The sequence below is a fragment of the Streptomyces sp. NPDC036984 genome (genome assembly GCF_055607665.1).
This window is the reverse complement of record NZ_JBVJRL010000010.1, coordinates 224,972-247,257: the sequence shown is the minus strand read 5'-3', so window position 1 is coordinate 247,257 and position 22,286 is coordinate 224,972. Positions and strand designations below refer to the sequence as shown.

At 71.2% G+C, this 22,286-nt stretch carries 21 protein-coding genes; 7 read left to right on the top strand and 14 right to left on the bottom strand.

Annotated features, from left to right (window positions below):
- Positions 1-35 precede the first annotated feature (35 nt).
- Positions 36-821 (top strand): SURF1 family protein, encoded by a 786-nt coding sequence (locus ACZ7DL_RS20670; protein WP_470775735.1) that lies wholly within the window; start codon positions 36-38, stop codon positions 819-821.
- A 376-nt stretch (positions 822-1,197) separates the two neighbouring features.
- Here ACZ7DL_RS20670 and ACZ7DL_RS20665 read toward each other — a convergent pair whose 3' ends face one another.
- The 7 genes from ACZ7DL_RS20665 to ACZ7DL_RS20635 form a co-directional block, all read right to left on the bottom strand.
- Positions 1,198-2,280 (bottom strand): hypothetical protein, encoded by a 1,083-nt coding sequence (locus ACZ7DL_RS20665; protein ID WP_470775734.1) that lies wholly within the window; start codon positions 2,278-2,280, stop codon positions 1,198-1,200.
- Positions 2,281-2,423: 143 nt separating this feature from the next.
- On the bottom strand, positions 2,424-3,134 hold the full coding sequence (locus ACZ7DL_RS20660; RefSeq protein WP_470775731.1) for a SigE family RNA polymerase sigma factor: 711 nt from the start codon (positions 3,132-3,134) through the stop codon (positions 2,424-2,426).
- 324 nt (positions 3,135-3,458) lie between these two features.
- On the bottom strand, positions 3,459-4,529 hold the full coding sequence (locus ACZ7DL_RS20655) for an aspartate-semialdehyde dehydrogenase (RefSeq protein ID WP_470775729.1): 1,071 nt from the start codon (positions 4,527-4,529) through the stop codon (positions 3,459-3,461).
- Positions 4,530-4,545: 16 nt separating this feature from the next.
- The gene (locus tag ACZ7DL_RS20650; RefSeq protein ID WP_470775727.1) at positions 4,546-5,817 is read right to left on the bottom strand and encodes an aspartate kinase; all 1,272 of its coding nucleotides are present in this window, start codon (positions 5,815-5,817) and stop codon (positions 4,546-4,548) included.
- Positions 5,818-5,996: 179 nt separating this feature from the next.
- Positions 5,997-6,659: a DUF5063 domain-containing protein gene (locus tag ACZ7DL_RS20645; RefSeq protein ID WP_470775725.1), complete on the bottom strand. Its 663-nt coding sequence runs from the start codon at positions 6,657-6,659 to the stop codon at positions 5,997-5,999.
- Positions 6,652-7,251: a recombination mediator RecR gene (gene recR / locus ACZ7DL_RS20640; RefSeq protein ID WP_356151572.1), complete on the bottom strand. Its 600-nt coding sequence runs from the start codon at positions 7,249-7,251 to the stop codon at positions 6,652-6,654. The genes ACZ7DL_RS20645 and recR overlap by 8 nt, the downstream gene beginning before the upstream one ends.
- 73 nt (positions 7,252-7,324) lie before the next feature.
- Entirely contained in the window at positions 7,325-7,666 is a 342-nt protein-coding gene (locus ACZ7DL_RS20635) for a YbaB/EbfC family nucleoid-associated protein (RefSeq protein WP_470775723.1), read from the bottom strand.
- 261 nt (positions 7,667-7,927) lie between these two features.
- Between ACZ7DL_RS20635 and ACZ7DL_RS20630 the strand changes: the two genes are divergently transcribed.
- Positions 7,928-8,677 carry an SLATT domain-containing protein gene (locus ACZ7DL_RS20630; RefSeq protein ID WP_470775721.1) on the top strand — a complete coding sequence of 250 codons (750 nt, stop codon included), beginning with the start codon at positions 7,928-7,930 and terminating at the stop codon, positions 8,675-8,677.
- A gap of 200 nt (positions 8,678-8,877) precedes the next feature.
- Here ACZ7DL_RS20630 and ACZ7DL_RS20625 read toward each other — a convergent pair whose 3' ends face one another.
- From ACZ7DL_RS20625 to ACZ7DL_RS20615, 3 genes are all read right to left on the bottom strand, one after another.
- Positions 8,878-10,440 carry a caspase family protein gene (locus ACZ7DL_RS20625; protein WP_470775719.1) on the bottom strand — a complete coding sequence of 521 codons (1,563 nt, stop codon included), beginning with the start codon at positions 10,438-10,440 and terminating at the stop codon, positions 8,878-8,880.
- Positions 10,441-10,444: 4 nt separating this feature from the next.
- A complete protein-coding gene (locus tag ACZ7DL_RS20620; RefSeq protein WP_470775717.1) occupies positions 10,445-10,786 on the bottom strand; it encodes a Pepco domain-containing protein in 342 nt (113 codons plus the stop codon).
- Between the two features lie 140 nt (positions 10,787-10,926).
- Positions 10,927-13,005 carry a serine/threonine-protein kinase gene (locus ACZ7DL_RS20615; protein ID WP_470775783.1) on the bottom strand — a complete coding sequence of 693 codons (2,079 nt, stop codon included), beginning with the start codon at positions 13,003-13,005 and terminating at the stop codon, positions 10,927-10,929.
- Between the two features lie 258 nt (positions 13,006-13,263).
- Between ACZ7DL_RS20615 and ACZ7DL_RS20610 the strand changes: the two genes are divergently transcribed.
- From ACZ7DL_RS20610 to ACZ7DL_RS20600, 3 genes are all read left to right on the top strand, one after another.
- Positions 13,264-14,619 carry an aminotransferase class III-fold pyridoxal phosphate-dependent enzyme gene (locus ACZ7DL_RS20610; protein WP_470775716.1) on the top strand — a complete coding sequence of 452 codons (1,356 nt, stop codon included), beginning with the start codon at positions 13,264-13,266 and terminating at the stop codon, positions 14,617-14,619.
- Between the two features lie 114 nt (positions 14,620-14,733).
- Positions 14,734-15,429, top strand: a complete 696-nt coding sequence (locus tag ACZ7DL_RS20605; RefSeq protein WP_470775714.1) for a GntR family transcriptional regulator — start codon at positions 14,734-14,736, stop codon at positions 15,427-15,429.
- 112 nt (positions 15,430-15,541) lie between these two features.
- The gene (locus tag ACZ7DL_RS20600; RefSeq protein ID WP_470775712.1) at positions 15,542-16,192 is read left to right on the top strand and encodes a hypothetical protein; all 651 of its coding nucleotides are present in this window, start codon (positions 15,542-15,544) and stop codon (positions 16,190-16,192) included.
- A 41-nt stretch (positions 16,193-16,233) separates the two neighbouring features.
- Here the strand turns inward: ACZ7DL_RS20600 and ACZ7DL_RS20595 are convergent, their stop codons facing one another.
- The 3 genes from ACZ7DL_RS20595 to ACZ7DL_RS20585 all read right to left on the bottom strand — a co-directional run bounded on the left by ACZ7DL_RS20595 (position 16,234) and on the right by ACZ7DL_RS20585 (position 18,335).
- On the bottom strand, positions 16,234-16,674 hold the full coding sequence (locus ACZ7DL_RS20595; RefSeq protein ID WP_470775710.1) for an ester cyclase: 441 nt from the start codon (positions 16,672-16,674) through the stop codon (positions 16,234-16,236).
- Positions 16,675-16,741: 67 nt separating this feature from the next.
- On the bottom strand, positions 16,742-16,969 hold the full coding sequence (locus ACZ7DL_RS20590; RefSeq protein ID WP_470775708.1) for a hypothetical protein: 228 nt from the start codon (positions 16,967-16,969) through the stop codon (positions 16,742-16,744).
- A gap of 82 nt (positions 16,970-17,051) precedes the next feature.
- Positions 17,052-18,335 (bottom strand): adenylosuccinate synthase, encoded by a 1,284-nt coding sequence (locus ACZ7DL_RS20585; protein WP_470775707.1) that lies wholly within the window; start codon positions 18,333-18,335, stop codon positions 17,052-17,054.
- A gap of 197 nt (positions 18,336-18,532) precedes the next feature.
- Here ACZ7DL_RS20585 and ACZ7DL_RS20580 point away from each other — a divergent pair, with 197 nt between their 5' ends.
- Together ACZ7DL_RS20580 and ACZ7DL_RS20575 are read left to right on the top strand one after the other, a co-directional pair.
- A complete protein-coding gene (locus tag ACZ7DL_RS20580; RefSeq protein WP_470775706.1) occupies positions 18,533-19,381 on the top strand; it encodes a diacylglycerol kinase in 849 nt (282 codons plus the stop codon).
- 127 nt (positions 19,382-19,508) lie between these two features.
- Positions 19,509-21,020 carry an APC family permease gene (locus tag ACZ7DL_RS20575; protein ID WP_470775704.1) on the top strand — a complete coding sequence of 504 codons (1,512 nt, stop codon included), beginning with the start codon at positions 19,509-19,511 and terminating at the stop codon, positions 21,018-21,020.
- 33 nt (positions 21,021-21,053) lie between these two features.
- Here the strand turns inward: ACZ7DL_RS20575 and ACZ7DL_RS20570 are convergent, their stop codons facing one another.
- On the bottom strand, positions 21,054-22,274 hold the full coding sequence (locus tag ACZ7DL_RS20570) for a cytochrome P450 (RefSeq protein ID WP_470775703.1): 1,221 nt from the start codon (positions 22,272-22,274) through the stop codon (positions 21,054-21,056).
- Positions 22,275-22,286: the final 12 nt, after the last annotated feature.

Below are 22,286 nucleotides of genomic sequence, written 5' to 3'. Positions count from 1 at the left end.
CGGGCCACCGGGGCGGGCGCCGTACCGTGGAGGGCGTGTACCGCTTCCTGCTGACACCCCGCTGGTGGGGCATCAACGTCTTCGTGCTGCTCGCCATCCCGTTCTGCATCTTCATGGGGTCGTGGCAGCTGAGCCGGTTCGAGGGCCGGGTGCAGGACCATCGCGCCGCCACCGACCAGGCCGCGTCCGGCCGGAGCGAGGCCGCGCGTCCGCTGGAGACGATGCTGCCCGTCGACAAGAGCACCTCGGGGCGGCGGGTCAGCGCGAGCGGGCGGTACGGCAAGCAGCTGCTGGTGCCGGGGCGGGAGCTGGACGGCAAGCGCGGCTTCTACGTCCTCACCCTGCTGCGCACCGATTCCGGCAGGTCGCTGCCCGTGGTGCGGGGGTGGCTGCCGGGCACGGCAAACCCCGCGAAGGCTCCCGCCGCGCCTGCCGGTGAGGTCACCGTCACCGGGGCGCTGCAGGCGTCCGAGACGCCGGGGAACAACGGCGTGAGCGCGCAGAGCGGGCTGCCGGCGGGGCAGACGGCGGCGATCAGTTCGGCGTCGCTGGTGAATCTGGTGCCGGATCGGCTGTACGACGCGTGGGTCACGCTCGACAAGGGTGACTCGGGGATGAAGGCGGTGCCCGCGAGTGCGCCGACCGGGACGGGGCTGGATCTGAAGGCGTTCCAGAACCTCGGCTATACCGGGGAGTGGTTCGTGTTCGCCGGGTTCGTGGTGTTCATGTGGTTCCGGTTGCTGCGGCGGGAGGTGGAGTTCCAGCGGGACGCTGCGCTGGGCTTGATGCCGGAGGACCAGACGCCGGTGACAACCGGCTGACCTGCGCTGGTGCCGGTGCGGGGGTGGGGACGCTTACCGGCGCCGGCAGCGTGCCGCCTACGCCCACCCGTGCCGCCGTGCCGCCTGGGGGGTACCCCCTGCTCGAAGAGCTCGGGGGAGGCACGACGGCCCGCAGGCTACGGCAGGGGGCGCGCCCCGAAGGGGCGTGAGGAACTGCGCGACCAGCCACGACGGCCCCTCAGCGGCCCATGCACCCACAGCCCTACGGCGACGACGCAACACCCCGCACCACAGCCCAACGGCGATGACGCAACACCTCCGCACCCGCAGCCGCCCGCGCATCTCCTGCCCAACGGCGATCGGACGACCGCCCGCGGACCCGCAACGGCGATCACACCGCCGAGCCCGTGGAGCGTCACGCCCCTGCCAGTACCCCGGTGTAGTAGACGGTCCCCGCGCACGCCCCGGATACCACCGCCGTCGTCGCCGGGGCGCCGCCCTCGGCGGTGTGGGTGACCGCGATGCTGCCGTCGGCCGTGCCTTCCTCGGTGACCAGCTGGGTCGTGGTGCCCGCCGAGCCGCCGGTGTCGGTCGTGGCGCCGGAGGCACCCGCGTCCTCGGTCGGCGTCGGGTCCGGCGTGGGCCCGCCGGTGTCGCCGCCCGGGTCGCCGCCGGTGACGGGGCAGGTCTCCGAGGGCACGAAGGCGAACTTCTCCTCGTACGCCGCGCCGGGCTGGAGGACCAGCGAGGACGACTCCAGCGACGGGTCGGGCAGGGAGGGGGCCGCATCCCCGGCCACATGCCGGGCCGTGACGATCTTGGACGGGTCGGCGGCGCCCTGGGCCGCCGCGTAGACGCTGCCCGGACCGCCGACGGTACAGGCGGTGCCGGAGATGTTGGTGACCCGGAAGACGCCGTAGACGGCGCCCGCGGCGTCGGGGGCGTTCACCGAGCCGGTGGCGGAGCCCAGCTGGGCCGCCGTGCACAGGGGGATGCCCACGGGCGTCGTGGCGGCGGGGTCGGCGCCGCTGGTGGAGCCGCCGCCGTTGCCGCCCTTGCTGTTCTTCGAGCCGCTCTTGCCGGGCTCCTTGCCGGGCTTGGCCGGCGTGTCGGGGGAGTCCTTCTTGGCGCCCTTGTCGCCGCCCTTGTCCTTGCCCTGGCCGGTGCCGCCCTGCGCCTGGGAGGTCTGGCCGGCCATGGCGGTGTTGGGGTCGGAGCCGCCGGAGTGGGAGACGTGCACGAGGGCGGGGACCGCGGTGCCGATGAACAGGGCGGCCGCGGCCATGCCCACCGCCGCCTGCCGCTTGCGGGCGCGGCGCGCGGGGACGGCCCGGCGCAGATGGTCGAGCGTGCCGGAGCGCGGTTCGATGCCGTCGACCGCCGAGTGCAGCAAGTGGCGCAGGGTCAGCTCGTCCGAGTCGAGCCCGTCGGCTCCGCCGAGCCCGTCGGTGGCCTGGCCGAGCCCCTCGAGGTCCTTGTCGTCGGGGCCGTGGTTCACAGTTCCGTTCCCAGCATGCGATTGCGTGTGCTCTTGCCCCTCGCACCGTGTCGGCTCGTGCCAGGCGTAGGGCTCGTGACGTTCATGGGAGTGGCGCTCATGGGAGTGACTGTCATGGGAATCGCCCCCTTCGGCGTGGTCGCTCATGCCGGTGCCTCCATGGCCACCCGCAGCGCGGCGACCCCGCGCGAGCCGTACGCCTTCACCGAGCCCAGGGATATGCCGAGCGTCTCGGCGACCTGGGCCTCGGTCATGTCCGCGAAGTAGCGCAGCACGAGGACCTCGCGCTGGCGGCGCTGGAGGCCTTTCATGGCCTTGATCAGGTCGCGGCGCTCCAGCTGGTCGAAGGCGCCCTCCTCCGCGCTCGCCATGTCGGGCATCGGCTTGGAGAGCAGCTTCAGTCCGAGGATGCGCCGGCGCAGTGTGGAGCGGGAGAGGTTGACGACCGTCTGCCGCAAATAGGCGAGGGTCTTCTCGGGGTCGCGGACGCGCTTGCGGGCCGAGTGGACGCGGATGAACGCCTCCTGGACGACGTCCTCGCAGGAGGCGGTGTCGTCGAGGAGGAGTGCCGCGAGGCCGAGCAGCGAGCGGTAGTGCGCCCGGTAGGTCTCGGTGAGGTGGTCGACGGTCGTGCCGACGGCCTCGGTGGCCACGGCACCCGCGGTCTCCTCGGCGCCGTCACGCTGACTGGGTATGCGGGCGGGCCGCGCTGCGGGCATGGGCGCGATCACCGGCATGCCGCCGGGCGTGCGGGGCCGGAGCGCCGCGCGGGGCCGCAGGGCCGTACCGCCGCGGGTCGCCGGGGGTACCCCCGGCTCGAAGAGCTTGGGGGATAGTTCGAGTACCTCTGCCACGCCAGTTGGACACGTTTCCCCCCTTGAGGGTTGTACGTGCCGGACGTCACATGTGCGACAACCGGCGGTGCCTCAAGTGCCGTCATGCGCCCCGCTCTTCCCTTATGTCCCATTTGAACGGGCGTCCCCACGCCCTGATCACGGCGTCCCCACGCCAGGATCATCACGTCCCCAGGTCCCGCAAGGGTGACCGCAAAGACGCTCCCCGCTCTCCGTACGGTTGCGGAAAGCGGGGAGAGAAAATCCTCTGTCGCCAAGCGGAGCGGTTCAAGTGGATTGGACCATGCTCCCGGCCACACTGCTTACACAGATCTTACGCAGCCCTCAGGTACGACCGGCCGGCTCCGCCGGCTCCGCGGCGATCAGCTCCGCGATCTGCGCGCAGTTCAGCGCGGCGCCCTTGCGCAAGTTGTCGCCGCACACGAAGAGTTCGAGCGCGGTCGGATCGTCGAGCGCCCGCCGCACCCGGCCGACCCAGGTCGGATCGGTGCCCACCACGTCGGCGGGGGTGGGGAACTCCCCGGCGGCCGGATCGTCGCACAGCACCACGCCCGGCGCGGTGGCGAGGATCTCCCGGGCGCCGTCGACACCCACCTCTCGCTGGAAGCGGGCGTGGACGGTCAGCGAGTGGGTGGTGACCACCGGCACCCGCACGCAGGTCACGGCGACCGGCAGCCTCGGCAGGCCGAGGATCTTCCGGGACTCGTCGCGGACCTTCATCTCCTCCGAGGACCAGCCGTCCTCGCGGAGCGATCCGGCCCACGGGACGACGTTGAGCGCGACCGGCTCCGGGAACGGCCCGGTGGCGTCCGCTACGGCCCGCCGTACGTCCCCGGGCTTGGTGCCCAGCTCGGTGCCGGCCACCAGGGACAGCTGGGCCCGCAGCGTCTCCACGCCGGCCCGCCCGGCCCCGCTGACCGCCTGGTACGACGACACCACCAGCTCGCGCAGCCCGAACTCGGCGTGCAGCGCACCCAGGGCGACGATCATCGTCAGGGTGGTGCAGTTCGGGTTGGCGACGATCCCGCGCGGCCGGTTCCGCAGCGCGTGCGGATTGACCTCGGGCACCACCAGCGGCACGTCCGGGTCCATCCGGAAGGCGGCCGAGTTGTCGACGACGACCGCACCGCGCGCGGCGGCGACGGGCGCCCACTCGGCGGCGACCTCGTCCGGGACGTCGAACAGCGCGATGTCGACCCCGGCGAAGGCGTCCTCCGTCAGGGCCATCACCTCGACCTCCTCCCCGCGCACGGCCAGCTTGCGGCCGGCCGAGCGGGGGGAGGCGAGCAGCCGGATCTCGCCCCAGATGTCCGCGCGCTGGGACAGGATCTGGAGCATGACCGTGCCGACGGCTCCGGTCGCTCCCACGACCGCGAGCGTCGGCTTGCCGGTCATCGGCCCGTACCCCGGCTCATCGGCCGGTGCCTCCGTAGACGACGGCCTCGTCGGTGTCGGAGTCGAGCCCGAAGGCGGTGTGCACGGCGCGCACGGCCTCCGCCACGTCGTCGGCGCGGGTGACGACCGAGATGCGGATCTCGGAGGTCGAGATCAGCTCGATGTTCACGCCGGCGTTGCTGAGCGCCTCGAAGAAGGAGGCGGTGACCCCCGGGTTGGTCTTCATGCCTGCGCCGACCAGGGAGATCTTGCCGATCTGGTCGTCGTAGCGCAGCGAATCGAAGCCGATGCCCGGCTTGTTCTTCTCCAGCGCGTCGATGGCCTTGCGGCCCTCGGTCTTCGGCAGCGTGAAGGAGATGTCCGTCAGGCCGGTGGAGGCGGCGGACACGTTCTGCACGACCATGTCGATGTTGATCTCGGCATCGGCGATGGCCCGGAAGATCGCGGCGGCCTCACCCGGCTTGTCCGGCACACCGACGACCGTGATCTTGGCCTCGGAGGTGTCGTGCGCGACACCGGAGATGATGGCCTGCTCCACCTTCTTGTCCCCAATCGGCTCACTGCTGACCCACGTGCCCTGCAGTCCGCTGAAGGACGACCGGACGTGGATCGGGATGTTGTAGCGGCGGGCGTACTCCACACAGCGGTGGAGCAGCACCTTGGAGCCGGAGGCCGCGAGCTCCAGCATGTCCTCGAAGGAGATCCAGTCGATCTTCTTCGCCTTCTTCACCACACGCGGGTCGGCGGTGAACACGCCGTCGACGTCGGTGTAGATCTCGCAGACCTCGGCGTCGAGCGCGGCGGCGAGCGCCACGGCCGTCGTGTCGGATCCACCGCGCCCCAGCGTGGTGATGTCCTTCTTGTCCTGGCTGACACCCTGGAACCCGGCGACGATCGCGATGTTGCCCTTGTCCAGGGACTCACGGATCCGGCCCGGCGTGACGTCGATGATCCGGGCTTTGTTGTGGACCGAGTCGGTGATGACGCCTGCCTGGCTGCCGGTGAAGGACTGGGCCTCGTGGCCCAGGTTTTTGATCGCCATCGCCAGCAGGGCCATGGAGATCCGCTCTCCGGCGGTCAGCAGCATGTCGAATTCCCGCCCGGCAGGCATCGGAGAAACCTGCTCGGCGAGATCGATCAGCTCGTCCGTCGTGTCGCCCATCGCGGAAACGACGACGACAACCTGGTTGCCGTTCTTCTTCGCTTCCACGATCCGCTTGGCGACGCGCTTGATGCCTTCGGCATCGGCTACGGAGGAGCCTCCGTACTTCTGCACGACAAGGCCCACGTGCGCTCCTCGCTCGGTTCGTTTGTGTCGGCTCAGTTTAACGAGCGTCCGAATTCCACCACCCTGCTCCCGCATGGTGAGACATGGGGGCGGGGGGACGGCGGACGTCCGCAACCGGCACCTGCCCAGCGTGCCGCCATGCACTCGGAAAGTGCCCTGGCTCACAGCCGGCCGGGCGGCTACTGACCGGGCCTGATCCCCAGCTGGCCGCCGATCTCCTGGGCCATGACCCGGCCGGCCTCGAACTCCAGGGTCTCGTCGCCCATGGTGTCCTGGTCCGTGTCCAGGCCGTCCAGCTCCTCCAGGGGCTGGTTCAGACGGACGTGGATGAGGACGGACTGGAGAGCGCGCAGCACGGCGGAAGCCGTCGGACCCCAGTTGGAGAAGTAGGAGAACTGCCACCACCACAGGGCCTCGGTGGAGCGGCCCGCCCGGTAATGGGCCATGCCGTGCCGCAGGTCGCTGATGATGTCGGCGAGGTCGTCGGAGATCCGCGCCGGCACCGGGGCCTTGCGCGGCTCGTACGGGTCGAAGACCTCGGAGTAGACGTCGACGGGGTCCAGGAGACGCGCGAAGTTCTCGCGGAGGGCGTCCATGTCCGGCTCGGGCCCGGGGTCGGGCTCGTAGCGCTCGTCGGGGACGATGTCCTCGTGAGCGCCGAGCCGGCCGCCGGCCAGCAGCAGCTGGGAGACCTCAAGGAGGAGGAAGGGGACGGCCGATTCGGGTTCGTCGCCCTTCGCCACCTCCATGACGGCCACCAGGAAGCTTTCGACCTGGTCCGCGATCTGGACCACGAAGTCGTCCGGGTTCTGCGTCGAGGCGTGCAGCGTGGCGTCAGACATCTAGGAGTCGTCTCCCCTCGAAGGCGCGGCCGAGGGTCACCTCGTCCGCGTATTCCAGGTCGCCACCCACCGGGAGGCCGCTGGCCAGGCGGGTGACCTTCAGGCCCATGGGCTTGATCATGCGAGCGAGGTACGTCGCCGTCGCCTCGCCTTCCAGATTCGGATCCGTGGCCAGGATCAGTTCCGTGACCGTCCCGTCGGCCAACCGCGCGAGAAGTTCTCGTATACGCAGGTCGTCGGGTCCCACACCCTCGATCGGGCTGATCGCGCCCCCGAGCACGTGATAGCGGCCCCGGAACTCGCGGGTGCGCTCGATCGCGACGACGTCCTTCGGTTCCTCCACCACACAGATGACGGCGGGGTCGCGGCGCGGGTCACGGCAGATGCCGCACAGCTCCTCCTGCGCCACGTTGCCGCAGGTCGCGCAGAAGCGGACCTTCGCCTTCACCTCAAGCAGCGCCTGAGCGAGCCGCTTCACGTCCGTCGGCTCGGCCTGGAGGATGTGGAAGGCGATCCGCTGCGCGCTCTTGGGACCGACGCCGGGCAGCCGTCCCAGCTCGTCGATCAGGTCCTGGACCACGCCTTCGTACAACGGACTGCCTTTCCTGGAGACCTTTCGGTACGTACGGTAGTTGGCTCCCGCCTCCGCTTGGAAGGCGGTGGCGTCAGAACGGCAGTCCCGGAATGCCGGTGCCGCCACCGAGACCTTGGGCCAGCGGGCCGAGCTTCTGCTGCTGCAGCGCCTGCGCGTTCTCGTTCGCCGCCTGCACGGCGGCCACGATCAGGTCGGCGAGGGTGTCGGTGTCCTCCGGGTCCACCGCCTGCGGGTCGATCTTCAGCGCGCGCAGCTCACCCGCACCGGTGACGGTGGCCCTCACCAGTCCGCCGCCCGCCTGCCCGTCGACCTCGGTGTTCGCCAGTTCCTCCTGCGCCTGCTGGAGGTCCTGCTGCATCTTCTGGGCCTGCTGGAGCAACTGCTGCATGTTGGGCTGGCCACCGGGGATCACGATCAGCTCCTCGCCGTTTTCCGTCGTTGTCTCCGACGTTTCTTCTCCGTCGTCAACGAGCCTACGTGGTCCACGCGGCCACTGCCCCGCCACTCTTTCGAGTGAGAACAACGACAGCCCTATACCTGATCAAGGCCCTCTTACGGGCGGAAAAGTCGGGAAAGCCCCCTCTCCGCCACCCATTGGGCGGTAGGAAGGTGGCCGCGCGTCGGCATGGAATGTCACGCAACGTGACCGGTCGTGATCAGTAGGGAGTGCCGGGTGGGTCAGCCGGAGATGCAGCCCGAGGGTCCGCCTCAGGACGGGCGGGGCGAGGGTGCGGCCGGGCTGCGGCCGGGCGATCTGACCGGGCGCGCCTTTCCGCTCGGGGACTGGGGGGAGCCTGCCGAGCGGCTGGACGAGCTGTATCGATGGGTGGAGCGCCGGGCGCTGGAGACGGCGGCCTGGTATCTGCGGGACCGGGTCTGGAAGCGGCGCGGGGCCCGGGGCTTGCGGATCGGCGCGGCGGCGGGGGCGGTGGCCGGGGCGGCGCTGCCCCTGCTGGACCTCACCGGGGTGGCCGGCGGGGTGGCGCCCTGGGGCTGTCTGGCGCTGCTCCTCACGGCCGCCTGTGTCGGCATCGACCGGTACTTCGGGGTCACGTCCGGCTGGATAAGGGACGTGGCCACCGCGCAGGCGGTGCAGCGGCGGCTCCAGGCGTTCCAGTTCGACTGGGCGTCGGAGAGCGTGCGGGAGGTGCTGGGGCCGGCGGAGGGCACGGCGAGCGAGGCGGCCGAGCGGTGCCTGTCGGTGTTGCGGCGGTTCTCGGAGGACATCGCGGAGCTGGTGCGCACGGAGACGACCGACTGGATGGTGGAGTTCCGCACCGGCTCGGCCCCCCTGGGGATCCAGACGGCGGTGGCGGCGGTGCCGCGGCAGGAGGGCGGGGGCGGCGCAGGCCGTTTCTCCTTGCCCCCGGCGAACGGGAGCCGGCCCAACATGCCCCGGCAGCGGCCGCCCGAGCCTCGGTAGCGGGGCTGCCCGCGACCGATCGGCGGCGGGGCGCGGCTAGGGGGTTTCGTTTGGATCAGGTCGGATCAGGCCGCGGCGCATGGTGCGGTGCATCGCAAGGCGGAGGATCACCCGCGTACTGGGCGTACTCGGGTGGTCCGACAACGCGGCGAGGTGCCGTGCCGGGCGTCGCGGACCCGGGCTGATCCAAACGAAGCCCCCTAGTCCGCCGACAGGACGAAGGACGTCTGCGACGTGCGGAAGCCCGGACTCTGCGCCTCCACCAAGTACGTTCCCGGTGCGGCCGGCCCAGGAGAGGTTCCGGCGCACTGGGGAGCGCTCCGCACACGGTCCCACTCGACGGTGTGGGTCACGCTGCCGCCTGCCGGCACCCGCTCGACCGACGCGGAGCCGCTTTGGGGACAGTCCGCCGACGACCACGTGTGCCGGTCGTCGCGCGCCCCTGTGATGGTCAGCACCATGGCGGTGGGCCCGAAGTCGAACCCGCAGGCTTCCGTGGCGGTGTTGCGGGCGGTGACCTGGAGGGTGGGCACGTCGGCGGGGGAATAGAAGTTGCGCACACTGCGCACGGCGAGATCCACGGCGGTCGCTGAGCAGGTGGGCAACCCGGCGGAGTGCTTCGTGCCGGCCGACGACGGGGGCGTCCGCCTTGTGCCCGCTCCGGATCCGCCGCCGGTCTTGTGGATGGACGACTGCGCGGAAGGGCTCTCCGAATGGCTGCCGAATCGGGGTCGTGACGCCGACACCGACGCGGACGCCGCAACGTCCGACGCCCCCTTGCGGTCACCTTGTCGGTCAGGGGACAGGAGCGGCATCACCGTCCACGCGATCGCGACGGAGAGACCCGCCACCGCCAGGCCGGACAGCGCCGGCTTGCGCAGAACGCGCAGGCGTCGGCGCCGGGCGGGAAGAGGCGCAAGCAGTCGGGGTTCGCGGGTGGCCGGCGTTTCTGCCGAACCCGTGTCCGGCAGGAAGAAGATGCTCTCCTGCGGCAGGTCGGTGACGACCCGCACCGTCTGCGGCTGTCCTCGTTTGCGATAGCCGCGGTGGAGTCGATCGACGCGGGTCTGGACCTCCTCCCGGAATCCGCCCAGGCTCAGGGCCGCGGTGCCGGTCCGGTCGCCCAGGACCTCCGACACCGCGCGGCAGAAAATGCTGAACGACTCCCCCGGGGAGGCACCGGAGTCCAGCCCCCCGGCGGGCGTTTCTGCGGGCCGGACGAAGAGGGCGAGCTGGGCAGGGGAGCACGCGTACACGTAGGCCACCTTGCGCCGCACCGCCGCACTGATCTTCTGCCGGCTCCACTGCTTCGTGCTCGCCACACCCATCGAGTCGGTGTCGATGCCTTCCCGGCACGCGTCGATCAGGAAAACGACGTGTCCGGCAGGGCTCTCGTCGAGATCACGACGCCAGTCGATGGGTACGCAGCCGGACTCGAAGGGGTGGGTGTCCTCGTCGATGTCCTCGGGGACGAGGTAGTCACGACCCGCGGCATGGATCCCGTGCCCACTCAGGAGAATCAGCAAGGTGTCTCCGGGGCGGGCACGCCTGAGGAATCCGGCGACCCGGGCGTTCACGTAGTTCGCCGAGATCTGCTTGCCGTCCTCCCTGCCCGACAGCACCTGCACCTCCTGGAAGCCGCGCTCCCTCAGCACCCGTCCCAGACGGGCGAGGTCGGCAGGGATGAAGGGCAGGGACGCCACGCCGCGCGCCTCGTAGGTGCTGGCCCCGATCAGCAGGGCCCGGTAACCGCCCACCGCCATCGCATCACTGCTTGAAGACGAGAGTGATGCCGCGGCTTCCCTGCATCTGAGCGGTTCCGATGAACTGCACACCGCCGCTCGCGGTGACCTGGAGGGACAGGTGCGCTTCCCGCAAGGGCAGAGGTCCGCCTTGCGCGGCGGCTTCCGCGAACACTTCCTGCAAGGTCTGCACAGCCTCCGAGAGATTCCGGCGCAGCGGCCCCAAGGGGATGTTCCGCAGCCTGGGCTCGTCTCCTGGCGAACCGCCGAACAGCCCCATCGAGTCGTCGTGGTTGCCGTCGTCTTCGTCGTACGACACCCAGAACGGAAGTGCTGTGTTTTCCGGCCCTGTTGAAACGGATTCCACGGTCCCCCCCGACGGTCCGGCAACGGGTCCCACTGTACGCAGCCGGAACCCTGGGCGCAGAGCTTCTTCCCCTTGGGTGTCCAGCACGGCACGTGGCCGTGTGCGGATGATGCCCTGCCCGTTCCACCGGGAGTCGCCGGTCACTCCTTGCTGTACGTCAGACTCTCCCCGCCGCTCGCCTTCGCCCGCTTCAGCCGCCCGTCCGGCAGCAGGGTGACCTCGGTGGCCTCACCCGGGGTGCAGGAGGAGGCGGGTTCGCCGGTGGTGACGGTGGACGGTCCGATCTCCAACGGCCCGTCGCCGCTCGGCTCTTCGGCGAGCGTCGCCTCGAAGACGCAGTGGTACGACCCGCCGCCGTCGGCCGGCCCGTCCGCGACCAGCGTCAGCACGGGGTCCCCCACCTCGCCCTGCCGGATGGTGAGCTCGCGGGTGTTGGTGCCGTTGGCGTTGTCGATGGTCGTCTGCCAGGTGCCCAGGTATCCCTCCGGGATCGCCCCGGCGGCGGAGGCGGACGCGGACGGGTCCGAGGTGGCCGGAGTGGGTGCCCCCGAGGTGGCCGGCGGCCCGGAGGTGCCGGTGGGCGCGGGGCTGACGGTGCCGGTGGCCTTGTCGTCGGTGCCGTTGCCCTTCTTCATCAGCGCGTACACCGAACCGCCCGCGCCCAGCGCCACGACCAGCGCGATCACGACGAGCAGCGCGGTGGACCGCCCGTTGCGCCGCTCCCGCTCCGCCGGCACACCGACGGTCGGCGGCCCGTACGGCGGGGTGGAACCGAGCCCGCCGCCATAGGGGTGGTACGGCTGCTGTCCCCCGCCCCAGCCTCCGGCGCCGGACTGCTGCGGATATCCGTGGACACCGGGCTGCGCATACTGCTGGGGAGGCTGCGGGTGCTGCTGGGGATGCGGTGCCCCGTACGCCCCGGGCACGGCCCCGAACCCCTGCGGAGCCGGCGCCGGCGGCACGCTGGGCGGCGGCACGCTGGGCGGCGGCACGCTGGGCGGCGGAGGCTGCGCGGCGACGACGGTGGGCAGATGGTTCACCTGACCGCCGGCCCCGGGCACACCGGACGGCGCCGGCCCCCCGTCGGCCACGGCGGCATGCTCGGCCGACCCGTGAACACCCCCGGAAGGCGCCCCCGCCCCGGCACCACCCGCACCCGCCGACGGCGCTTGCTCCCCACCGGGGCCGCCCGCGGCCGGCACCGAGGGCGGCACGGCCGGTGCCGGGGGAATGCCGTTGCCCGCCGCACCCGCACCCGCACCCGCACCCGGCGCACCCCCTGCCGCAGTCCGCTCCGGGTTCTCCACCTCCAGCAGCTGCACGGCATGCCGCCCCAGCTGGGCGACCAGCGAGCCGGGCAGCCAGGGGTCCCGGGACCGGCCGCCGACCACGGTGTCCTCCACCCCGGTCCGCTCCAGGATCACGTCCAGCGAAGGCCGTGCCCCCGGCTCCTTGCGCAGGCAGTCGCGCACCAGGTCGGCGATCCCCTCGGGCACCCCCGTGAGGTCCGGCTCCTCCTGGGCGATCCGGAACATCAGCGCGTGGACCCCGCTGTTGGCGGTGCCGAAGGGCAGCGCCCCGGTCGCCGCGTACGCCAGCACGGACCCGAGGCAGAACACGTCGCACGCCGACGTGATCCGGTCCCCGCGGACCTGCTCGGGCGCCATGAACCCCGGCGACCCGACCAGGGACCCGGTCCGGGTCAGCCCCTCCCCGCCGGCCGTGGCCGTCTCCAGCGCCCGCGCGATCCCGAAGTCGATCACGCGGGGCCCGTCGATGGTCACCAGCACGTTCGACGGCTTGAGATCGCGGTGCACGATCCCGGCCGCGTGGATGTCCTTCAGCGCCTGCGCGAGCCCCGCCGCCAGGATCCGTACCGACCGCTCGGGCAGCGCCCCGTGGTCGTGCCCCACCACCTGCTGGAGGCTCGGTCCGGCCACATACCCGGTCGCCACCCACGGCACGGCCGCCTCGGTGTCCGCGTCCAGCACGGGCGCGGTCCAGTACCCGCCGACCCGCCGCGCGGCCTGCACCTCCTGCCGGAACCGCGCGCGGAACTCCTCCTGCTCGGCCAGTTCCTCGCGGACGAGCTTCACCGCGACGGTGCGCCCCCGGTCGGAGCGGGCCAGATACACGTGGCCCATGCCGCCCGCGCCGAGCCGTGCCAGGAGCCGATAGGCCCCGATCTGCTGCGGATCCCCCGACCCCAGCTTCTCCATCCCCGCGCCGCCTTCCCCCCGATAGGTCTGCAACGACCGAGGATAGTGCCGTGGTACGGCAGCGGCCCCGGGCCGGTGTCTACGGTTGGGTAACAGGCCCGATCCGCGGTCCCGTGACAAAGCCCGATCCGCGGTCCCACAACAGGCCCGATCCGCGCCCCGGCCGCCCACCCGTCGACAACCTGTCGCGGATTGCCCCCGCCCACGGAACAAGACGCCGATGTCGCTTCCGCATCGCGGACATTTACCCTCACCGGCATGACCCCTCAGCCCAGCCCCGAAGCCGGCGCCGCGGTGAAGGCCGCGGACCGTGCGCACGTCTTCCACTCCTGGTCCGCCCAGGACCTCATCGACCCACTCGCCGTCGCCGGCGCCGAGGGGTCCTACTTCTGGGACTACGACGGCACCCGGTACCTGGACTTCACCAGCGGACTCGTCTTCACCAACATCGGCTACCAGCACCCCAGGGTCGTCGCGGCGATCCAGGAGCAGGCCGCGAGGATGACGACCTTCGCGCCGGCGTTCGCCGTCGAGGCGCGCTCGGAGGCGGCCCGGCTGATCGCCGAGCGGACCCCAGGCGACCTGGACAAGATCTTCTTCACCAACGGCGGCGCGGACGCCGTCGAGCACGCGGTGCGCATGGCCCGGCTGCACACGGGCCGCCCGAAGGTGCTCTCCGCCTACCGCTCGTACCACGGCGGCACCCAGCAGGCCGTCAACATCACCGGTGACCCGCGCCGCTGGGCCTCCGACACCGCCGGCGCCGGTGTCGTCCACTTCTGGGCGCCGTTCCTCTACCGCTCCCGCTTCTACGCCGAGACCGAGGAGCAGGAGTGCGCCCGGGCGCTGGAGCACCTGGAGACGACGATCGCCTTCGAGGGACCGGGGACGATCGCCGCGATCATCCTGGAGACCGTCCCCGGCACCGCCGGGATCATGGTCCCGCCGCCCGGCTACCTGGCCGGCGTCCGGGAGATCTGCGACAAGTACGGCATCGTCTTCATCCTGGACGAGGTCATGGCCGGCTTCGGCCGGACCGGTGAGTGGTTCGCGGCCGACCTGTTCGGCGTGGTCCCCGACCTGATGACCTTCGCCAAGGGTGTGAACTCGGGTTACGTGCCCCTCGGTGGTGTGGCCATCTCGCAGCGGATCGCCGAGACCTTCGGCAAGCGGCCGTACCCGGGCGGCCTCACCTACTCCGGCCACCCGCTGGCCTGCGCCGCCGCCGTCGCCACGATCAACGTGATGGCGGAGGAGGGCGTGGTCGAGAACGCCGGACGGCTCGGCGAGACGGTCGTCGGCCCCGGCCTCGCCGCGCTGGCCGAGCGGCACCCGAGCGTCGGCGAGGTGCGCGGGGTCGGCATGTTCTGGGCGCTGGAACTGGTGAAGAACCGGGAGACCCGCGAGCCGCTGGTGCCGTACAACGCGGCTGGGGAGGCCAACGCCCCCATGGCCGCGTTCGCCGCCGCCGCCAAGAAGAACGGTCTGTGGCCCTTCGTGAACATGAACCGCACCCACATCGTGCCGCCGTGCAACGCGACCGAGGCCGAGCTGAAGGAGGGTCTGGCCGCGCTCGACGCCGCGCTGAGCGCCGCCGACGAACACACCGTGTGACCGTACGGTGGCTGCCGCCGGGCCGATCCGAACGCGTAAGGTGGCGTGCTCGAAAGACGTCGTGGCACCCAGGACGTCGTAGGACGACAGCGAGCACGTAGGAGAGGCCCGGACATGCCCGGCAACGGCGCCGTGACGCGCAGCACTCTGCGCCAGCAGATCGCGGACGCGCTCCGCGACGAGGTGCTGGCGGGCAGGCTGCGCCCGGGCCGGGCGTTCACCGTCAAGGAGATCGCCGACCAGTACGGCGTCTCCGCCACCCCCGTCCGCGAGGCGCTGGTCGACCTGTCCGCGCAGGGCCTGCTGGAGGCCGACCAGCACCGCGGTTTCCGCGTGCCGGAGTACTCGGTGACCGACTACCGGAACATGATCGAGGCCCGCAGCCTGGTCACCGACGGCATGTTCCAGGCCCTCACCGCGGGCCACCCCGCCTTCCGCACCCCGCCCGAGGACCCCCGCACGGCCGCGGCCCTGACCACCGTGCGGCGCCGCGGCGAGGAGGCCCAGCGGGCCGCGACCGCGGGCGACCTCACCATCCTCATCGGCTACGACCTGCGGTTCTGGCGCGAGTTGAGCGCCCTGTTCGGCAACCCCTACCTCGCCGACTTCCTGCACCGCCTGCGCGTCCAGTCCTGGGTCTGCGCGGTGCAGCACCTGCTCCGGCTGCCCGATCTGCGCGGCCGGCTCTGGGCCCGGCACACCGAGCTGGTCGACGCGCTGGCCCGCCGCGAGGCCGGGACCGCCCGGGCGATCGTCGCCGACTCCAACGCCCACTCACTGGCACTGCTGGAACACCTGACCAACGGGTAAGTGACCGGTACGGCCCGTACGGGGGGCGCCTCCCGGGGCCGTACGGACTACCCTTCCCTGACCACCTGCTGCCGTGCGTGACCACGCGCCTGCCGATGCGAGGAGCCCTCTTTTGGCCTGTGACCTGTGGCTGGTACCGCTCGTGGATGTGTTGTGCCACACCCCGGAAAATCCCTTCGCCGAGGAACTCGCGCAGTACAACAAGGCGCTGGCCGAGGCCGGTCTGCCACCGGTGCCCGTGTACCAGTACATGCCGGGCCTGTCCGGTGACGTCGCCCCGGTCGCCGGTTTCGACTACGACGCCCTGCACTTCCTGCGCCGGGCGTACCTGCTCCAGGTCTGCGGCCTGCCGGTGACGCCGGTGGACGAACTGGGCGGTGACTACGAGCAACTGCTGGAGATGTTCGAATCGACCGCCCAGCAGTCGCATCTGGTCTGGCACTACGACCACGCGGGCGCGTACGTCCCGGTCGACTTCCCGCACCCGCTGTCGAACGAGGAACTGCTGGCGGGCGGCGGCCCGTTGGGCTCCTCGCAGACCCTGCTGCGCGAACTCCAGTACGTGGCCCCGTCGATCGGTATCGACCCGGCCAACCCTCCGGCGGCCCCGGCCCCGCCGACGGCCCCGACGGAACTGGAGGAGCCGGCCGTCGCCGCCCCGTACGACCCCAGCCCCTTCGCCCGCGAACGCCATGTCTGGCTCGGCCTGCACGCGGCCGCCACGCGCTCGCTGGCGCAGGGGTCGATGATCGTGTTCAGCTGAGAGCCGCGCGGGCACGCCCTCTGCCGTGAACCGGCCTCGGCTCAGTCCGCCTGCGGCCAGGCCCAGCCGAGTTGCATGAACAGCCCCAGCCGGTCGCTCACCGCGCGGATCTCCTTGATCTTGCCGTCGGTCAGGGTGAAGATCCAGATCGCCTCGACCTCGAAGGAGCGGCCGGTCGGCTCGGGCATCCGCGGGTGGGCCGCGCTGTGGATGCCCCGCTGGGTCACCCGGGCCACCACCCGGTCGCCCTCGCCGATCAGTTCGTCCACCCGGACCGTGAGCGGAGCAAGCGCCTCCGCCTGCTGCCGCAGCCCGTCGAAGGCCGCCCCCGGCTCGTCCGCCTCGCCATGGATGATCTTGTTGTGGTCCACGACGTCGGCCGCCATGAACCGGGGCAGATCCGCCAGCCGGTTCGCACTGACCGCCTCGAAGAACCCCTGGACGACCTTCTTGTTGTCGTCCACGCCGCCCGCTCCGCTCATTTCTCCCCCTGTGCCACGGTCGCTGACCGATCTTGTGCATGGAACTGTAGGCGATCGGCGTGAGCCGCTACGGCCGCAGGCCGGAGACACGGCCGATGAGCCTGATCTGCGGTGGCCACAGCACCCCGCTCGCCAGCAGCAGCGACGGGCCGAGGTGGACCGGGCACACCAGCAGGGGAGGTCTGCCGTAGCGCGCCACCTCGAAGACGGCAGGGTCGGAGCAGTCCGTGCCGTCGGCCTGGTGGCCCTCACCGCCGTACGGTCCCCGGCATCGTGCATCCCGGTGGACGCCCATATGTCGATGTGCCGCGTCCGCAACGCGGAAGCGCCCGCCGATCACGCCCGGAGGCGGAACGGCGGGCGCTCCCGCGAGGTGCTTACAGGAACGAGTTGATCTCGATCGTCTCGTCCCGGCCCGGGCCCACGCCGATCGCGGAGATCGGGGCGCCGGACATCTCCTCCAGCGCCTTGACGTAGTTCTGGGCGTTCTTCGGCAGGTCGGAGAAGGACTTCGCCTTGGTGATGTCCTCGGACCAGCCGGGCAGGTTCTCGTAGATCGGCTTCGCGTGGTGGAAGTCGGTCTGCGAGTAGGGCAGTTCCTCGACGCGCTTGCCGTCGATCTCGTACGCCACGCAGACCGGGATCTGCTCCCAGCCGGTGAGGACGTCGAGCTTGGTGAGGAAGAAGTCGGTCAGGCCGTTGACGCGGGTCGCGTACCGGGCGATGACCGCGTCGAACCAGCCGCAGCGGCGGTCACGGCCGGTGGTCACGCCCCGCTCGCCGCCGATGCGGCGCAGCGCCTCGCCGTCCTCGTCGAACAGCTCGGTCGGGAAGGGACCGGCGCCGACACGGGTGGTGTACGCCTTCAGGATGCCGATGACCCGGCTGATCTTCGTCGGGCCCACCCCGGCGCCGGTGCAGGCGCCGCCCGCGGTCGGGTTCGAGGAGGTGACGAAGGGGTACGTGCCGTGGTCGATGTCCAGGAGGGTGCCCTGGCCGCCCTCGAACAGGACGACCTTGTCGTCCTCCAGGGCCTGGTTGAGGACCAGGACCGTGTCGGCGACGTACGGCTTGATCTGCTCGGCGTAGCCCAGCAGCTCCTCGACCACCTGGCCGGCGGCGATGGCGCGCCGGTTGTAGAGCTTGGTGAGGATCTGGTTCTTGGCGTCGAGGGCCGCCTCGACCTTCTGGGTCAGGATCGACTCGTCGTACAGGTCCTGGACCCGGATGCCCACGCGGTTGATCTTGTCGGCGTAGGTCGGGCCGATGCCGCGGCCGGTGGTGCCGATCTTGCGCTTGCCGAGGAAGCGTTCCGTCACCTTGTCGACGGTCACGTTGTACGGCGTGATGATGTGCGCGTTACCGCTGATCAGGAGCTTGGACGTGTCGACGCCACGCTCGTTCAGACCGCTCAGCTCGGAGAGCAGGACCGACGGGTCGACGACGACACCGTTGCCGATGACCGGAACACAAGAAGGCGAGAGGATTCCGGAAGGGAGGAGGTGGAGGGCGTACTTCTGGTCGCCGACGACCACCGTGTGGCCGGCGTTGTTGCCACCCTGGTAACGCACCACATAGTCAACGGATCCACCGAGTAGGTCCGTCGCCTTTCCCTTGCCTTCGTCACCCCACTGAGCACCGAGCAGCACAAGTGCGGGCACGCGCGTACACCCCTTCCGGGCGGGGCATGTCCAAGGTCGGGGGCGTGGGCGTAAGGTTCACCGCCGCGTACCACCGCGACCGCCGTTGGTCGCACAACCGTCGGACCGGATGCCCCGGAATAGACGAAGCCCCTGGCGCAATAGCGCAAGGGGCTCTTGCACAAAGATGCTACCCGAGGAAGCGAGGCAGGACCGAGGTGGCGACCTTCGCGACGTCCGATCAGCTGCTGGTGATCATCGATCCGGCGGCACGGCATACGGACGGAGAGTCCGTACGGATCGCGAAAGACGTGCTCAGCGCGGGTGCGGCGGCCAAGGTGTGCCTGCCCGAGGGGCCGGAGGAATTCGCCCGCGCGCTGGACCGAAGGGGGTCCCGGCGGCCGGTGGTGATCGGCGACAGCCGGGCCCTGGTGCGGGCCGTCAGCCTGTTGCACCGGCAGCGGGAGCTGGCCGGATGTGCACTGTCGGTGGTGCCCGTGGGCGACACCGCGCTCGCCGAGTCGCTGGGGGTGCCGGGTGGTGCGGTGGCGGCGGCGCGGGCCGTGCTGGACGGGGTCGAGCGGCGGCTGGATCTGCTGGTCGACGACAGCGACGGGGTGGTGCTGAGCGCGGTGGGTATTCCGCCGTCGCCGGTCCGGGAGCCCGCGGCCCCGGCGCCGGCCGACTCCGGCCACCCCTGGCTGCGTACGACGTACCGCTCCCTGGTCCGCACCCTGGCCGCCCGGCCCGCCCGGCTGACCGCCGTGCCCTCCCCCGGCGCGGCCCGGCTCAGGGTGGAGGTCGACGGCGACACCGTGGTGGACCTGGACCAGCCGGTGGAGGCGGTGTCGGTGGCCCCGGGCACGGGCGGGCTGGCCTCGGTGGAGGTGCGGCCGCTCTCGGTGGGTGCGGCGGCCACCCCGCTGCCGGCCTCCGGGCGGACGGTGACGGTCACGGGGGCGGACTTCCGCTACCGGGCGGACGCGATGGTGTCGGGGCCGGTACGGAGACGGACGTGGCGGGTGGCGGAGGGGGCCTGGGGGCTCGTCCTGCCCGCCGACCGGTGAATCCCACGCCCTCACCTAAAGGTCTGGTGACAAATATTTAACAACGCAGACCCCTTCCCGAGCGGGTCCCTCGTCCACCATCCTGCTCCATCAGGACCCACGGGCCGGACACGGAAGGGGCCACCCGATGGCAGTGGACGAGGGCGTCGCCCCGGCGACGGACAACGGTGACGGCGGCACGATTCATCGGCTGAAGCCCAACGCCGTGGGCTTGCTCGGGGTGGTGTTCATGGCCGTGGCCACCGCCGCGCCGATCACCGCGATGACCGGCAACGTGCCCTTCATGGTGTCGTCCGGAAACGGCGTCGGGGCGCCCGCGAGCTATCTCGTCGCAATGGTCGTCCTGGCAATCTTTTCCGTGGGTTTCACGTCGATGGCGAAGCACATCACGTCCACCGGCGCCTTCTACGGCTTCATCTCCTACGGGCTGGGACGCACCGTGGGACTCGCCTCCGGACTGCTGGCGACCTTCGCGTACGCCGTCTTCGAACCGGCGCTGATCGGGATCTTCTCCACCTTCGCCACGACCACCCTGAAGGATCAGACGGGGCTGGACGTGCCCTGGTGGGCCTTCGCGGTCCTGATGCTCGCGATCAACGCGAGCGGCACCTGGTTCGGCGTCAGCGTCGCCGAGAAACTGCTGGTGGTGCTGCTGGCGACCGAGGTCACCGTCCTGGCGGCCATGGCGGTCTCCGTGGCCTTCCACGGGGGCGGCCCGCACGGCTTCACCTTCGCGCCGGTCAACCCGGTCAACGCCTTCCAGGGCACGTCCGCCGGCCTCGGGCTCTTCTTCGCCTTCTGGTCCTGGGTCGGCTTCGAGTCGACGGCGATGTACGGCGAGGAGTCCCGCGACCCGAAGAAGATCATCCCCAAGGCGACGATGATCAGCGTGCTCGGCGTCGGCGTCTTCTACGTCTTCGTCTCCTGGATGGCCATCACCGGCAACGGCGAGGCGGAGGCCGTGCGGGCGGCCTCGTCCGCCAACCCGCTCGCGATGTTCTTCGCCCCGACCGAGCGCTACGTCGGCCACTGGGCGGTCGACGTCATGCAGTGGCTGATGATCACCGGCTCGCTGGCCTGCGGCATGGCCTTCCACAACTGCGCCGCCCGCTATCTGTACGCCCTCGGACGGGAGGGCGTCCTGCCCTCGCTCCGGCGCACCATCGGCCGCACCCACACCCGGCACGGCTCCCCGCACATCGCGGGCCTGGTGCAGACGGCGGTGAGCGGGGTGCTGATCGCCGCGTTCTGGATCGCGGGCAAGGACCCGTACACCGGTACCTACGTCCTGCTCGCCATCCTCGGCACCATGGCGATCCTGGTCGTCCAGGCCGTGTGCTCCTTCGCGGTCCTGGTGTACTTCCGCTCCCACCACCCCGAGAGCCGGCACTGGTTCCGCACGTTCACCGCGCCGTTGCTGGGCGGCATCGCGATGCTCGCGGTCGTCGTGCTGCTGGTGTCCAACATGAGCGTGGCCGCCGGCCCGGAGTCCGGCTCACTCGTCCTGAAGGCGGCCCCGTGGCTGGTCACCCTGGTCGCGGCCACCGGCCTCGGCTACGCCCACCACCTCAAGCGCCGCGCCCCCGAGCGGTACGCGCTGCTGGGGCGGACGGTGCTGGAGGAAACCAAGGAGCGGTGAGGTTCCGCCGGGATCCGACCGGCTGGCGGGTGATCAGCGCACCTCGACGTTCAGCCCCTCCAAGCCCCGGATCACAAAGTTCGGCTTGCGTTGTGGCTCCGTCGCGAGGGTCAGGGTCGGGGCCCGGCGGAGGAGGGCCGTCATGGAGGCCGCCAACTCCAGGCGGGCCAGCGGGGCGCCGATGCAGTAGTGGATCCCCGCGCTGAAGGAGATGTGCGGGTTGTCGGCGCGGGTGAGGTCCAGGCGGGCGGGGTCGGTGAAGACCGCCGGGTCGTGGTTGGCCGAGCCGAAGAGCATGGCGATCTCCGCGCCCCTCGGGATCGTCGTGCCGTCGATCTCGATGTCGTCCAGGACCCAGCGTTCGAAGAGCTGGAGCGGGGTGTCGTAGCGCATCAGCTCCTCGATCGCGGACGGGATCAGGGAGTGGTCGGCGCGCAGGGCGGCGAGCTGGCCGGGGTTGCGGAACAGGGCGTACCAGCCGTTGACCGTGGCGTTGACGGTCGCCTCGTGCCCCGCGTTCAGCAGCAGGACGGCCGTGGAGATCATCTCCTGCTCGGTCAGCCGGTCGCCCTCGTCGTGCGCGGCGATGAGCCCGGAGATCAGGTCGTCGCCCGGCTCCTTGCGGCGCTCGGCGATCAGCTCGCGCAGGTAGTCCGAGAACTCGACCGAGGCGCGCACCGCCTTACCTGCCGTCTCCTCCGACGGGTTCAGCTCGTACATCCCGCAGATCTGTGCCGACCACGGGCGCAGCGGTGACCGGTCCGACTCCGGGATGCCGAGCATCTCGGCGATGACGGCCACGGGCAGCGGCTCGGCGACGTCCGTGAGCAGATCCCCGCCGCCCGCCGCGACCAGCCGGTCCACCAGCTCGCCGGCGAGGCTCGCCACGTACGGCGTGAGCCGCTCCACCGTGCGCGGCGTGAACGCCTTCGACACCAGACGCCGGATCCGGGTGTGGTCCGGCGGCTCCAGGTCGAGCATCCCGTGGTCGTTGAGGGTGTGGAACGGCTCGTGCTCCGGCGGGGGCGGCGTCCGCCCGAACTCCTCGTCCGAGAACCGGTGCCGGTAGGAACGGCCCAGCCGGCGGTCGCGCAGCAGCGCCGAGACGTCCGCGTGATGCGGCACCAGCCACTGGTCGGTCGGCTCGTACCGGATCACCCGGCCGCGCGCCCGCAGCTCGGCGTAGGCCGGGTACGGGTCCGCGACGAACGCCGGGTCCCAGGGGTCGAAAGCGAGGTCCGCAGCAGCTGCCATGGACGGACGGTA

What these genes read in the sequence shown, in the direction of transcription:
- ACZ7DL_RS20655 (WP_470775729.1), bottom strand. Translation starts at nt 4,529, where the DNA reads ATGACCGGCAAGCCGACGCTCGCGGTCGTGGGAGCGACCGGAGCCGTC.
- ACZ7DL_RS20645 (WP_470775725.1), bottom strand. Translation starts at nt 6,659, where the DNA reads ATGTCTGACGCCACGCTGCACGCCTCGACGCAGAACCCGGACGACTTC.
- ACZ7DL_RS20625 (WP_470775719.1), bottom strand. Translation starts at nt 10,440, where the DNA reads ATGGCGGTGGGCGGTTACCGGGCCCTGCTGATCGGGGCCAGCACCTAC.
- ACZ7DL_RS20615 (WP_470775783.1), bottom strand. Translation starts at nt 13,005, where the DNA reads ATGGAGAAGCTGGGGTCGGGGGATCCGCAGCAGATCGGGGCCTATCGG.
- ACZ7DL_RS20610 (WP_470775716.1), top strand. Translation starts at nt 13,264, where the DNA reads ATGACCCCTCAGCCCAGCCCCGAAGCCGGCGCCGCGGTGAAGGCCGCG.
- ACZ7DL_RS20605 (WP_470775714.1), top strand. Translation starts at nt 14,734, where the DNA reads ATGCCCGGCAACGGCGCCGTGACGCGCAGCACTCTGCGCCAGCAGATC.
- ACZ7DL_RS20595 (WP_470775710.1), bottom strand. Translation starts at nt 16,674, where the DNA reads ATGAGCGGAGCGGGCGGCGTGGACGACAACAAGAAGGTCGTCCAGGGG.
- ACZ7DL_RS20590 (WP_470775708.1), bottom strand. Translation starts at nt 16,969, where the DNA reads ATGGGCGTCCACCGGGATGCACGATGCCGGGGACCGTACGGCGGTGAG.
- ACZ7DL_RS20575 (WP_470775704.1), top strand. Translation starts at nt 19,509, where the DNA reads ATGGCAGTGGACGAGGGCGTCGCCCCGGCGACGGACAACGGTGACGGC.
- ACZ7DL_RS20570 (WP_470775703.1), bottom strand. Translation starts at nt 22,274, where the DNA reads ATGGCAGCTGCTGCGGACCTCGCTTTCGACCCCTGGGACCCGGCGTTC.